Consider the following 13,867-nt stretch of genomic DNA (forward strand, 5'->3'; position numbering starts at 1 on the left):
TGATGAAGTATGCCCTTTATAACGTGTGACTTTTAAAACACATAAGCGGTCTTTGAGACAGCCGTAATACTGACCTTTATCATTAGTGAAGCCCTTAATCATGAACTATACCCCGGATAACGGACACACATAAAAAAGTGTCCCTTATCCGGGGTTTTTTATGTTTCAATAGGTGTAATGAGAATGGACGGTGGGTTTCTATGAGTAAGAATATATATACTGAATTTCAGATTAAAGAACTTGAAAAGAATCCAAATATCATCAGTGCTTCCGAGCGATCTATTTCCTATAGTCCGGAATTTAAGACAAGAGCAGTTAAGGAATATAAAAAGGGGAAAGCCCCCTCTCAAATTTTCATTGACCAGGGATTTAATCTCGAAATAATTGGCAAGAAACAACCAAAGCGTTGTCTACAGCGCTGGCGTAGTACCTTTAAAAGGTTTGGTGAGGAAGGCTTCCTTACGGAACGCCGTGGAAAAGGAAGTACAGGACGTCCCACCTCCAAGCCACAGTCTTTAGAGGACCAACTTAGGAAGGCCGAGGCGAGAATCAAATTCCTTGAAGCAGAAAATGATTTCCTAAAAAAGCTGGAAGAGCTAGAAAGGCAGGCTTTGAAAAAGAAATAACTCTAACTGCTGCGGAGAAGTTCTATCTCATTGAAAGAACGATCAGAATACATCAATTAAAGAAGGCTGTTTCCTATCTATGTAAATTGGCTGGTGTAAGTCGAAGTGGCTACTATGATTGGTTAAAAGCAGCTCCAACCCGTGAGCTTCGTGAAGAACAGGATGAATTGGACATAGAATTGATCAGAAATATTTTCATCATTAAAAATGAAAAAGTAGGCGCCCTCCAAATCAAAATGATTATGGAGAATGACTACTCGGCCGTCATGAATCATAAGAAAATCAGACGGTTGATGTCAAAGTATAATCTTCTAGCGAAAATCAGAAGGGCCAACCCGTATCGGAAGATGGCCAAGGCAACCAAGGAGCACCGTACTTGTCCGAACCTCCTTAATCGTGAATTCAATCAGGAGGAGCCAGGGAAGGTCCTGCTTACTGACATTACCTATCTTTATTATGGGAAAGGCCAAAAAGCGTATTTATCCTGCGTAAAAGATGCCGCCACAAAAGAAATTGTTACGTACCTTTTATCCACTTCATTAGAAATGGATATCGTTTACGAGACTTTAAATAAGCTAAAGCAGGCTGTGAGTCACAAGTTTCATCCGAATGCAATCCTTCATTCTGACCAGGGGTTCCATTACACCCATCCGCTATTTCAAAACAAAGTGAAGGAACTTGGGCTAACCCAATCCATGTCCCGTAAGGGTAACTGTTGGGACAATGCGCCGATGGAAAGTTTCTTTGGCCACTTTAAGGATTTGGCAGAATATAAGTCGTGCACTAATTTAACGGATGTGAAGGAAGAAGTTGATCGAGTTATTGAAGAATATAATAATCATCGTTATCAATGGGGGTTAAAGAAAATGGCCCCGGTGCAATACCGGGACCACTTATTAGCCGCTTAGGCACTTTTTTAAACTGTCCGAAAAATGGGGCATAGTTCATCATTGAGTAGGGGCTTTTTTTATTTTTAAATAATTGATTTAGCTTTCTTTCCTAACTCCGTAATATCAATATCATCGTTATTAAACACCTAATCAATTCGAAAATCCTTACTAGCAGCAAAATCTGACTTAATCTTCTGAATCCAGTTATATGCTGCAATAGCAGCTGTCCAATCTGGGTCTTTCTTTAAGTCAGCGGCTTAGACTGAGAAGCATCCACTCTCATGAAATTAGTTTCTTTTGCATGTAAGTATACCTTTATATTTATGTTCATTCATTTTACTCTTTTCGGTGTATTTTATTAATTTATATATATAGTGTATATCAAGTTGCTCATAATAAAGTGGTTTATTTTGCCCACCAATTTGCCCACCAACTCATGATATTTTACTCTTACTAATGCGAAATGTATTTTTGGAAATGCTATTAAACAGGCATTTGTAATGTTTTATGATGTCTAGTAATGCTAAGAAGTATGTTTAGAACACAAGTTCACCCATGGGAACGCGAACAATATATGTCAATGTATTAATAGCCTTAAAGCCTTGGTATTACTGAGTTTCTCAGTTACCAAGGCTTTTTTTATTTTTATAAAATGAAAGGGAACTGGCTGGCTGACCACATTTTGACCACATTTCAAACTATTTCATATTCAACTGGGCATAATCCATGTAATTTGAATATCCGTCCACACTTTTTTCATCGAGCTTCTTTGACACATGAGCATATACAATTCCTGTTGTTTGAATGGATTTATGGTTATTAATTATCAATACACGGATGCAGTCATAACCGGATTGCGAAAAGATGAATTTGGATTGCTGCTAAGTATTGAAGAAAATGGCCGAAAAAAGCCAGCCGGGATAATGGAGCTTATCACTCCTGCAGCAAGGAAACAGTTCTATAACCTGTATTATGATTTAATTGTAGAGGGAAACAAGAAATTCATATACTTGGATCCCAAGATTAAATGCAGGGTTAAGTTCAGAAACCATACAAAGAATGGTTTGCTACGTATTCCCTCTTTTGTTGAATATATATCATAACCGTCTATCCATTTGGTAGGCGTTTTTTATCTTCCTTGTAAACTAGGCATACAGAAATACATGATCTACAACAAATAAAGTGATTGTAATGTCTGTGCTTAGTTTAGAGTGAATAAACAATTGGGAATTCTTGCCTTTTAGTTGAATATAAATAGTATGAAAACTAAGGGGGAGAAAAGGTGGATATATTTGATGAACATGCGAAAGTGCTAAAAAAGTTGTTTGACAATAAAAAAGCACAAAAAGAAATTATAGAGAAAATGCGAAACGGCATAAATTCAGAGTTGGAGAATCAGTTGCAAACATTAAAAAAGGAATACTGCGTTTTGAGCAAATTAGAAAGAACATATGATAATCGCTATGAATTTTATTGAATTTGAGCACCCATACATTTGGGTATATGCAGGAAAACGTCTCCTTTTGTCGTATTGATTAAACGAAGGGGATGACAAAGTGAATGATGATTATGAGAAAATCGGTATTTTATTGTCCAATATGACGAACGAATTAGTGTCGAGTAGAGTAAGGGTTAAAGCTATAGTAGAATTACTAACTGAAAAAGGTCAGATAACCTACGAAGAGTATGAAAAAAGGTTTGAAAAAGTGTTTGAAAGAGATGCAAAGTCATTTAGAGCTGACTTAATAAAAGACGTCAAGAGTAGTGAATAAAAGGAGAGGGCATCCATTAATTTGGGTGCTTTTTTTATCATGCCGATTGCGTTTATGATACTGTTCGTCTATGTGGCAATCGAAACCGGTACGGATAACTATGTGAACTACCTGATGCCCAGCATATTGCTGATAGCGATTGCGAGTGGTATTTCTTATACGGCTTACAGCCTGTTTTTAAAGGGACATATTTGAGAGGTTTCACTCCATGCCGATTTCGCGTTCCACCGTGCTGTGGGGGCATGTGCTAACCTCGCTGGTATCCAATGCCTTTTCGGTTGTCGTAATCCTCATTATGGGCTTTCGATCATCGGCGGGGTGCTGTCATGGCTCGCCGTAGCCGGTATTCTCGCGATGTTTACCCTCACCCTTACTTGGCTCGCGGCGATTGCCAGACTGTCCGCAAAATCAGTGGACGGTGCAAGCGCCTTTTCCTATCAGTTAATCTTCCTGCCGTTTATCAGCTCAGCGTTTGTACCAACCGAGTCGATGCCTTCGGCAGTTCGCGCCTTTACCGAAAATCAACCGGTAACCTCGATAGTGGAATCCATTCGTGCGTTGTTGTCAAGTCAGCCAGTTGGGTAATGATATATGGATTGCTCTTGGGTGGTGCTATGGGATTATGATAGTGGCTTATACCTTTTGCAATGAGGGCGTATAAAAAGCGGGTATGAAGAACGTGAAAGAAAATATAAAATTACCAGAGGTCAGCTACAGAGAGGGAAAAATCGGTTTCTAAACATAAAAAGAATTGCATGGGCATGACGTAAACAATGCATCGAAATTTCCGGAATAACGAAGCGTTTTAGTATCCGAGAAAAGATATTAAAAATGATGATTATGGCATGAAATTACCGTCATTTCTTTTAAAGTACTAAATTAAATCATGATGTTACAGTTCTGCCAAGGCAAATTTATTTTGATTCTGGCATTTTTTATGGAACTGTAAATCATACGAGGTATATGAACTAGGGTTGAACCGGGGCATTTGGTTACTGTATGATAGTTGAACTCTTACTCTTCCTAATTTAATTATAGCATATAAAAAATGGTAAATATAGACTATTTATTCTTAATTGCTACTGCTAAAATACAATAGACCTTTATTGAGATTTGTGGGAGGGATATAGAATGGGTTCATTGGTTCTCGGTTTTCAGGAAATGGAAAAAACACAGCTATTGCTCGTTGGCGGAAAAGGATTAAATTTAGGGGAATTATCAAAAATTGAAGGAATACAAGTACCAGAAGGATTTTGTGTTACAACAGTGGGATATCAAAAAGCCATCGAACAAAACGAAACGTACCAAGCTTTGTTGGATCGACTGACAATGCTAAAAGTAGAAGATCGTGAACAAATTGGTGAAATCAGCAGGAAGATTCGACAAATCATTATGGATGTAGAAATTCCTTCCGATGTTGTAAAAGCAGTTACTCACTTTCTCTCCCAGTTTGGTGATGAACATGCATATGCAGTGCGTTCCAGTGCGACTGCGGAAGATTTACCACATGCCTCTTTTGCTGGTCAACATGATACCTATTTAAATATCATCGGAAAAGAAGCAATCATGCAGCATATCAGGAAATGTTGGGCCTCCCTATTTACGGACCGTGCAGTAATCTACCGAATGCAAAACGGATTTGACCACAGCCAAGTTTATTTATCTGTTATCGTTCAAAGGATGGTTTTCCCACAGGCTTCAGGGATTTTATTTACAGCTGATCCGATTACTTCTAACCGAAAGCTGCTATCAATCGATGCCAGTTATGGACTTGGAGAAGCACTGGTTTCTGGCTTGGTATCTGCCGATTGTTATCAAGTACAGGAAGAGGAAATCGTCGATAAGATGATAGCAACCAAGAAATTGGCTATCTATGGACGAAAAGAAGGCGGAACAGTGAAACAACAGATCGATCCGGATCAGCAAAAGACACAAACACTTACTGATCAACAGATTTTACAACTAGCACGCATCGGAAGACAGATCGAAGCTTATTTTGGTTGCCCACAAGATATAGAATGGTGTTTAGTTGATGATACATTTTATATCGTCCAGAGTCGTCCAATCACTACTTTATACCCCATCCCTGAAGCGAATGATCAAGAAAATCACGTTTATGTATCTGTTGGTCATCAACAAATGATGACCGACTCCATGAAACCATTGGGATTGTCTTTTTTCCTGTTAACGACTCCTGCACCTATGCGTAAAGTTGGCGGAAGGCTGTTTGTTGATGTCACACATATGCTGGCTTCACTTGACAGCAGAAAAATGTTATTAGATGCCATGGGACAACACGATCCGCTCATGAAAGACGCACTCATTACCATAATAGAGCGAGGAGATTTCATAAAATCTTTACCAAATGATAAGCAAGAACAGAGTTCCGGTAAAAGCAATAAAAGTGTGTCGTCTGCGGATTCTAGGGCACAAATCGAAAATGACCCGACAATCGTTTCTGATTTGATTAAGCGTAGTCAAACATCGATAGAAGAGTTAAAACAAAACATCCAAACGAAATCAGGATCGGATTTATTTGATTTTATTCTGGAAGATATCCAGATATTAAAGAAGATTTTATTTGACCCACAAAGTTCAGCTGTGTTTATGGCTGCTATAGATGCTTCAGAATGGATCAATGAAAATATGAACGAATGGTTAGGTGAAAAAAACGCAGCCGACACCCTTTCTCAATCTGTATCAAACAATATTACTTCGGAAATGGGTCTGGCGCTACTGGAGGTCGCAGATGTGATTCGTCCTTATCCGGAAGTAATTGATTATTTACAACATGTAAAAGATGATAACTTTTTGGATGAACTGGTTAAGTTTGATGGTGGACAGGAAACGCAAGACGCTATCTATGATTATCTCGGCAAATACGGAATGCGATGTGCCGGAGAAATCGATATTACTAGAACTCGTTGGAGTGAAAAACCAATTACACTTGTCCCGTTGATTCTGGGTAACATCAAAAACTTTGAGCCTAACGCAAGCAATCGGAAATTTGAGCAAGGGCGACAGGAAGCTTTGATAAAAGAACAAGAGTTATTAGATCGATTGAAGCAATTACCGGATGGTGAACAAAAGGCCAAAGAAACAAAACGAATGATCGACCTAATCCGGAATTTCATCGGTTATCGGGAATATCCCAAATACGGCATGGTGAATCGCTACTTCGTTTATAAGCAGGCTTTATTGAAAGAAGCCGAACAACTCGTACAAGCCAACGTCATTCATGAAAAAGAAGATATATACTATCTCACTTTTGAAGAACTTCACGAAGTCGTGCTCGCAAAAAAACTGGATTACCAGATCATCAGCAAACGAAAAGACGAGTACAAATTATATGAAAAACTAACTCCCCCACGCGTTTTCACGTCTGATGGTGAAATCATTGTAGGTGAGTACAAACGAGAAAATCTCCCAGCCGAAGCTATTGTAGGTCTACCTGTTTCTTCCGGTGTTATTGAGGGACGGGCGCGTGTCATCTTAAACATGGAAGAAGCTGATCTAGAAGATGGAGATATATTAGTCACCACCTTTACTGACCCTAGCTGGACACCACTGTTTGTATCCATAAAAGGCTTAGTCACCGAAGTTGGTGGACTGATGACCCATGGAGCAGTTATCGCACGTGAATATGGCTTACCAGCAGTTGTCGGGGTAGAACATGCGACCAAACTGATAAGAGACGGGCAACGAATTCGAGTGCATGGGACAGAAGGGTATATCGAAATATTGTAATTGCTGAATACCTTACCGCTTGTATAAGCAACAAGAGTGTATTCATTTCTCTAAGTCCATTAAAATGCCAAAAATCCCTGCTTTTTGATTGAAATCAGGGATTTTTTTCTATTTAAAAAAACTATACTACATTTAAAAAACGCCAGCTATTCTCACGCAACCATACAGTTGCTTATGCTTGACAAGCAACCGTAGAGTTGCTTATACTCGATATATGAATTGGGATAAAGACGCTATATTCAAAGCACTTGGCGACTCGACTCGACGCCTTATATTAGACGAACTTTCCGAACGCAACGAACAGACGTTGTATGAACTTACGGTACGCCTCATTATGAAGCACGACCTTTCGATTACGCGTCAGGCGATAGCTAAACATCTTTCTGCATTGGAAGATGCAGGGCTCGTAAAATCAAAACGAAGGGGAAAATATCGAGTACTTATGTTCAACAACGAACCACTTAAAAACCTGCTGAAAGGATGGATAGAGTAATCTTTTCGGACAGTACTTCTGACGAATGTGTGGGTTGTTTTGCTTGCAGCCAAATCGTTAAACAGATCCACCATACGTCACAAATGTCAAAGGAGGCAAAACATTATGAAAATCATTGTTACCAGTATATTCGTACAAGACCAAGACAAGGCACTGGAATTTTATTCAGAAAAGCTGGGATTTATAAAAAAGCATGACGTTCCCATGGGGAAATTCAGGTGGATTACGCTTGTTTCTCCCGAAGCTCATGACGGTACCGAGCTTTTACTCGAACCGAATGAGCATCCTGCCGCAAAGGAGTATCAAAAGAAGATATTTGCCGAGGGCATCCCAGCAACAATGTTTGGCGTTGCAGATATTCATAAAGAGTACAAACGATTATTGGAAAACGGCGTGAAGTTTACAATGGAGCCGACAAAAATGGGAGAAGTCACAATAGCTGTCTTAAACGATACATGCGGCAACCTAATTCAGATCATGCAGCAGTAACTTTTTGACGAAATAGAAGTAATCGGAATATGAGAGTAAAGCTTTTCTTGTTCAAATAAATTAAAAAGGCGCGATTGTGGAACAAGAAGTAAAAGAGTGGTACATATTATACATACAAATATGTACCACTCTTTATTTTTTATGACTTTTTACAATTTAGGTATTGATAAAAATGGGTCACAATAAAATTTCCTGAATTGCTCCAGTTCAATATTCCGGATGGAACTATACTTGATCGTGAAATAATTGTTACAGATTTACAATGTAAGCCTTGGTATTACTGAGTTTCTCAGTTGCCAAGGCTTTTTTTACTGCTTATTTAATTGGGATAATCCATGTATTTTAAATATCCGTCCATACTTTGGTTAAAAGTGATGCTTGGCTTTGCGTCGATTAATATTTTTCTATACGAGTTTCAGTTTTAGGTGGTGCGAACATATTTCAATATCCAATACATCATATTTTAAAGTTTTGTATACGTTAATTTTATTTTCGAAGTCAAAGAGCCTGGAGAGCTTAAGCTTTGCCTTTTCTTAAACTATTATCGATTAGTGTTTTAAATAAATAGTTCCAATTTACTTCTGCCGCAGCATCTGAAAATCTTCATCTTTGCTTAAATACTCTAAATCTGTCTGCTGCGTTGAAATGGATAGGTACCCGATATTATTACTGTTTGAATGATAGCCTATTCCTCACCCAATCTTATTGCATAAAATAATTATAAGCAATATCAGAAGGAGGTAATTACTTGGGAGAAAAACAAGGATCAAACACCTCTTCAAATAATCATTCTAACTGTTTTGAACCATTCATAAGTCCCAACCCTATTACTTCATTTAATCCTGTTCAAATCTTTCCTAAAATTGATAAAACAGCATTTGTAAGTCAGTTTTCCAGTGTCATAGGTGATGTTACCATTAGTAACAATGTCTATATAGCTCCTAATGTAAGCATACGTGCGGATGAAGGAACTCCTTTTTATATAGGTTCCAATTCTAATATACAGGACGGAGTAATTTTACATGGTTTATTAAATAATAGGATTATAGTTGGAACAAAAATGTATTCCATATTCATTGGAAATGAAGTGACCATTGCTCATGGAGTCATTGTCCATGGTCCTTGTTATATTGCGGACAATGTATTTGTTGGTTTTAATTCCATTGTTTATACCGCAATTGTAGGAAGAGGCGCTTTTATTTCTTATAATGCAGTAGTAACAAATGGCGTTCGAATACCACCTGATAGGTTTGTACCACCTGGAGCTAATATTGATTCTCAAGAAAAAGCGGATGCACTTTCCACGGTACCAAAGGATAGTAAGGAATTTGCACATGAAGTTCAACGAGTGAATCATGAATTCCCCGCATCTTATCACTTGTTATTCGGGAAAAATCGTTGCTCCTGCGGATTTGCCTATGACCAACATTAAAATGTGAAATCCAGATAATAATAAAAGTGAAATTATTTCCAATAAATCAAGTCTATAGATTTATAGAAGTTGTAAAATAATTAGAATCAGTAAAAATTGTTTTAATGGACACCACAACAAATCCGTAGCTAACGACCTTGGGATGACCTAATTGGAAAAGGGAATAGCTGAAGATCGAAGCTGCCTTAAGGGCAGCTTTTTTGCAGAATATACATTTTTTCTCCTCTCAGAATCTTTTCTTAACATTAAATTAATCATTTCTCTATAAAATAAGTCTATATTCATGACAATCTTCTTATTTAATTGAAATCTTAATTGAACATGCAGTTAGTTTTTCTCTGATACAGCTCCGTTTTTTGATACGGGAGCATTTTTGCCTAATATAACCGAAAAGACAACAATCACTGCTATTACAATAGTGAAAAATGTGATGGATTCATCTAGAAATACTGTTGCAAATAGTATCATCAAAAATGGTTGTAAGTATTGAATCTGACTAACTCTTGCTATCCCGCCCATAGCCATTCCGCTATACCAAGCAACATATGCTAGAAATTGACTAACCACTGCGAGATAAATAAAACTAATCCAAGCTTGTAAAGGGGCATGAAGCATTTCAGTCGTAACATTTAGACCAACTGGAATAATGAAAAATGGAGCACCAATCATAATTGCCCAAGCAATCACTTGCCAGCTGCCTAATTCTTTCGCTAACTCACCCCCTTCTGCGTAACTAAGTCCCAGTATGATCACTGCTGCCAGTAAAGCTAAATCGGCAAATTGCAATTGGCCGAATCCAAGATGAAGTGCATACATAATTACCGCTAAAGAGCTGATTATACTTGAAATCCAGAATTTGAGAGATGGGATTTCACCTGCCCTAAATATAGCAAATCCTGCTGTTGCTAACGGCAACAGAGCTAATTCCACAGCTCCATGAGAAACAGGCAAGGATTCCATTGCCCAAGAAGTGAGGAGAGGAAATCCTAAAACTGCACCAAAAGCAACAATAAGTAGACGTTTGAATTGGCGAAGAGAAGGTAGCTTTTCTTTTCGAACAATTAGTACCACGGCTACTAAAATTGCGGCTACAACTGTTCTTCCTAAACCAACGATCGTAGGCCCAAAGTATTCTACTGCAATACTTGTAGAAGGGAGCGTTAAGCTAAAACAAATGACACCCACCAATCCCAAAAATAATCCGAATTTTTCTCTTGTTTCTCCCCGCATCTTTTCCAACCCCAATCTTTATACTTTGTACCACATCTGTACCATTTTTTGCTTAACTTAAAAATAGTTTTGATATAATTAACATACTATGAGTACATTTAATAAAAATAAACCATTTTTTTAACTATCTGTCCTGGTACAGTTGAAGGGGGATCAATATATGAATCCAAAATATATAAAGATAATGGAATACATTAAGCTTCGACTTGAAGATGGTTCGCTAATTGCAGGCAGTAAACTTCCTTCCGTTCGTCAGTTATCAGAGTATTTTTCATGTAGCAAAAATACGGTCATTAAAGCATACGTAGAACTTGAAAAAGAGCATTTAATTTATTCTGTTCCTAAAAGCGGTTACTATGTTGTGAATGAATATCAAAAAGCGATGGAAGAAAATGAGGTGATTGATTTTTTATCTGCCGGTCCTGATAAAAATGTTATGCCCTATGTGGAATTTCAACATTGTATGAATCAAGCAATTGACCATTATAAAGAAGAGCTTTTTACATACTCTGATCAACAAGGGCTTTACTCACTGCGAGTACAGTTGGTGAAATATTTGCAAAATTTACAGGTTTTCACTCAACCAGAAAGATTAGCCGTTGTATCTGGCTCGCAGCAAGCCCTTAATTTATTAGTTTCTATGCCATTTCCAAATGGAAAAAACAATATTCTAATTGAACAGCCTACTTATTTCGGAATCATTGAGTCGATCAATCTGCATCAAGCTACTACTTTTGGAATTGAATTATCAATGGAAGGGATTGATCTTGATCGACTGGAATACATTTTTCGAAATAATGATATAAAATTTTTCTATATTATCCCGAGATTTCACAATCCACTTGGACATAGTTACACGAATAGCGAAAAGAAAAAAATCGTTGAGTTAGCTGAAAGATACGATGTATATATAGTGGAGGATGATATTTTAGGCGACCTTGATCCAAATTCAAAATCAGATCCTTTATTTTCTTTTGATCCTTCTGGCAGAGTGATCTATATTAAAAGCCTTTCGAAAATTTTTCTCCCAGGGTTAAGGATTGGTACTGTCGTTCTTCCTCCATTAATGATTAATAATTTCTTGCGATATAAATTTAGTTCCGATTTTAATAGTTCAGCACTTTCCCAAGGTGCGCTGGAAATCTATTTAAAAAGCGGTATGTTTAATAGTCATCTCAAAAAAGTAAAAGAGGTATACCGTACTAAAATGCAACTCCTTCAAGAAGCATGTGAATTATTACTGCCTGCTAATACTTCATTTTCTAAACCGAATTCCGGATTCTATCTTTCCATCAGCTTGCCCGAGAATGTGAAAGCAAAACAGGTGGTTCAAATGCTAAACGAGCAGCACATATATGTTGATGATGCCTCTAGAATGTTTTTAGCAGAATATAAAAAGGAAAATCTCGTTCGATTATGCATCTCTCAAGTGAACGAGAATCAAATTAAACCAGGGGTAGAGCGATTGGCTCACTGTATTGCTTTAATTGATAGTAGAAAAAATCACATTACTCCAAATAATTTTTTACTCATTTAGTATAGGTGAGTTTATATAGAGGGCAGCATCAGAGGATTATACGGATTTCATTTGAGACAGATTTATTTACTTACTTCCAAAAACTACAAAAATAATAATAAAACCTTTATGTACTCCCATACCGCAAAAGGCAAGATAAAGGGTTAAAACTTGTGTGAAGTCTTTGAGGTACCCTAATAATCCTGCAATAATATACTATATACCAATTGATTTTAAGATGTAATATACGAGGTACTTGAAAGGAGTTTTCCTCATGAATATTACATCTTTTTTAATTTACTGTTTTATTGTAACTTTTACACCAGGACCTACTAATCTCGTGATATTATCCACAGTGCATAATATGGGGACAAAGAAGGCAATGGAATATACGTATGGAGCAACTATTGCTTTTGGTTTATTACTTGTTATTTCTGCTATATTGAATACTATGCTAGTAACGATAATTCCAAAAGTTTTGATCGTTATGCAGTAGAATTGAAAACTCGCCTAATAAATTTTCTCTAAAGTGATAAAGCAGTTTGAAACAGAAAATAATGTGAAATTGACGGAAAAGTACAAGGGATTTTTATTTAAAAGTACAAAGAAGTATAATTAAGTGTATTAGAAATGGTTGATGAAGGAGGTTCATAAAATGAACGCTACTTTACTACTTGGCTTCAAAGCTTTTATGTATGATTACATTCTCATATTAGTGTATTTAGCTTTACTCATCATTATAGTAAAAAACATCCGTCTATATAGGTTAGATGTCAGTAAGCTTCTTGAAATACATAAAAAGGATTGGTGAATAAGAATGGCAATTGTTGATGTAACGGTTATTCCTGTCGGTACACAAACTCCAAGTGTTAGCAGTTATGTGGCAGATATTCAAAGAGTATTAAAGCAATATGAAGAAAAGGGAGAAATTCGTTTTCAACTGACTCCCATGAATACAATCATTGAAGGCGACCTGCCTAAATTGTTTGAAGTGATCCAAGCGATGCACGAAGTACCTTTTGAAAAAGGTCTTGCTAGAGTTTGCACGAATATCCGAATCGATGACCGCCGTGATAAAGAACGCAAGATGGAAGACAAAGTAAAGCGAGTGCAGGGAATGCTTGAGGAGTAACAGCTTCTGTAAATAATAGGTCTCGCAGTGAATGTAATACATGATAGCTGTTTTTTTAGCTAGGGAACCATGTGAATCCTTAAGAGACATGGAATTCAAGCTCTGTTGGTTTTGAAAGTGGGGCGATTCTATGGAATTTTATTCCGGATTTATGCAGAAACTTTCTCGGTGTAGTGAGCAATTATAGAAACAAACCAGTCCATGCTGCAATTCCTAGTCGCATGGACTTTTCTTATGGCAAAAGTCTGATTTCCCTTTTATCCGAATAGATGTTTTATATCCCGATTTTCGTCGATATAAAGTTCTCCATCTTGCTTTAAAATTTAATGAGGGTAACCTCTATGGTTTTTATCCGAATTTAATATTATATTGAATTGCAGGAAATAAACTTTTCAGAGAAGGAAGTTTTTCATTTAATGTCAATGTATTAATCACTTTAAAGCCTTGGTATTACTGATTTCTCAGTTACCAAGGCTTTCTTTATTTATTAAATAATGAAAGGGAGCCAACTGGCTGACCGTATTTCATCAATTTTCATAT

Annotated in this window: 11 protein-coding genes and 2 pseudogenes; 12 read left to right on the plus strand and 1 reads right to left on the minus strand. The window is 37.1% G+C overall.

The features are described 5' to 3' along the window. Positions 1 to 200: 200 nt before the first annotated feature. From J7E52_RS09510 to J7E52_RS09550, 9 genes and pseudogenes are all read left to right on the plus strand, one after another. Positions 201 to 1,534 (plus strand): IS3 family transposase gene (locus J7E52_RS09510; protein WP_214745286.1). Its coding sequence is split into 2 segments (ribosomal slippage): positions 201 to 591 and positions 591 to 1,534, totalling 1,335 coding nucleotides; the frame shifts between segments, so codons are not numbered across the junction. Between the two features lie 794 nt (positions 1,535 to 2,328). Further along, entirely contained in the window at positions 2,329 to 2,619 is a 291-nt protein-coding gene (locus tag J7E52_RS09515; protein WP_214745288.1) for a hypothetical protein, read from the plus strand. A 179-nt stretch (positions 2,620 to 2,798) separates the two neighbouring features. Continuing rightward, entirely contained in the window at positions 2,799 to 2,993 is a 195-nt protein-coding gene (locus J7E52_RS09520; protein ID WP_214745290.1) for a hypothetical protein, read from the plus strand. Positions 2,994 to 3,072: 79 nt separating this feature from the next. Continuing rightward, positions 3,073 to 3,288 (plus strand): hypothetical protein, encoded by a 216-nt coding sequence (locus J7E52_RS09525; RefSeq protein WP_214745292.1) that lies wholly within the window; start codon positions 3,073 to 3,075, stop codon positions 3,286 to 3,288. 39 nt (positions 3,289 to 3,327) lie between these two features. After that, a pseudogene (locus J7E52_RS09530) lies at positions 3,328 to 3,962 on the plus strand (ABC transporter permease). Between the two features lie 457 nt (positions 3,963 to 4,419). After that, the gene (gene ppsA, locus J7E52_RS09535) at positions 4,420 to 7,035 is read left to right on the plus strand and encodes a phosphoenolpyruvate synthase (protein WP_214745294.1); all 2,616 of its coding nucleotides are present in this window, start codon (positions 4,420 to 4,422) and stop codon (positions 7,033 to 7,035) included. A gap of 214 nt (positions 7,036 to 7,249) precedes the next feature. Beyond that, positions 7,250 to 7,528 (plus strand): ArsR/SmtB family transcription factor, encoded by a 279-nt coding sequence (locus J7E52_RS09540; protein ID WP_214745296.1) that lies wholly within the window; start codon positions 7,250 to 7,252, stop codon positions 7,526 to 7,528. Between the two features lie 105 nt (positions 7,529 to 7,633). Continuing rightward, complete coding sequence (locus J7E52_RS09545) at positions 7,634 to 8,017, plus strand: VOC family protein (RefSeq protein WP_214745298.1); 384 nt, start codon at positions 7,634 to 7,636, stop codon at positions 8,015 to 8,017. 748 nt (positions 8,018 to 8,765) lie between these two features. Then, positions 8,766 to 9,449 (plus strand): LbetaH domain-containing protein, encoded by a 684-nt coding sequence (locus tag J7E52_RS09550; RefSeq protein WP_214745300.1) that lies wholly within the window; start codon positions 8,766 to 8,768, stop codon positions 9,447 to 9,449. 327 nt (positions 9,450 to 9,776) lie between these two features. Here J7E52_RS09550 and J7E52_RS09555 read toward each other — a convergent pair whose 3' ends face one another. Next, complete coding sequence (locus J7E52_RS09555) at positions 9,777 to 10,679, minus strand: DMT family transporter (protein WP_214745302.1); 903 nt, start codon at positions 10,677 to 10,679, stop codon at positions 9,777 to 9,779. A 160-nt stretch (positions 10,680 to 10,839) separates the two neighbouring features. Between J7E52_RS09555 and J7E52_RS09560 the strand changes: the two genes are divergently transcribed. The 3 genes and pseudogenes from J7E52_RS09560 (at position 10,840) to J7E52_RS09565 (ending at position 13,327) form a co-directional block, all read left to right on the plus strand. After that, positions 10,840 to 12,216, plus strand: a complete 1,377-nt coding sequence (locus J7E52_RS09560) for an aminotransferase-like domain-containing protein (RefSeq protein ID WP_214745304.1) — start codon at positions 10,840 to 10,842, stop codon at positions 12,214 to 12,216. A gap of 253 nt (positions 12,217 to 12,469) precedes the next feature. Continuing rightward, positions 12,470 to 12,688, plus strand: a pseudogene (locus J7E52_RS26880) (LysE family translocator); the annotation flags it as partial. A gap of 324 nt (positions 12,689 to 13,012) precedes the next feature. Continuing rightward, on the plus strand, positions 13,013 to 13,327 hold the full coding sequence (locus tag J7E52_RS09565; RefSeq protein WP_214745306.1) for an MTH1187 family thiamine-binding protein: 315 nt from the start codon (positions 13,013 to 13,015) through the stop codon (positions 13,325 to 13,327). Positions 13,328 to 13,867 lie beyond the last annotated feature (540 nt).

Origin of the sequence: Bacillus sp. ISL-34 (assembly GCF_018613325.1) — a bacterium.
Classification (GTDB): Bacteria; Bacillota; Bacilli; order Bacillales; family DSM-1321; genus Peribacillus.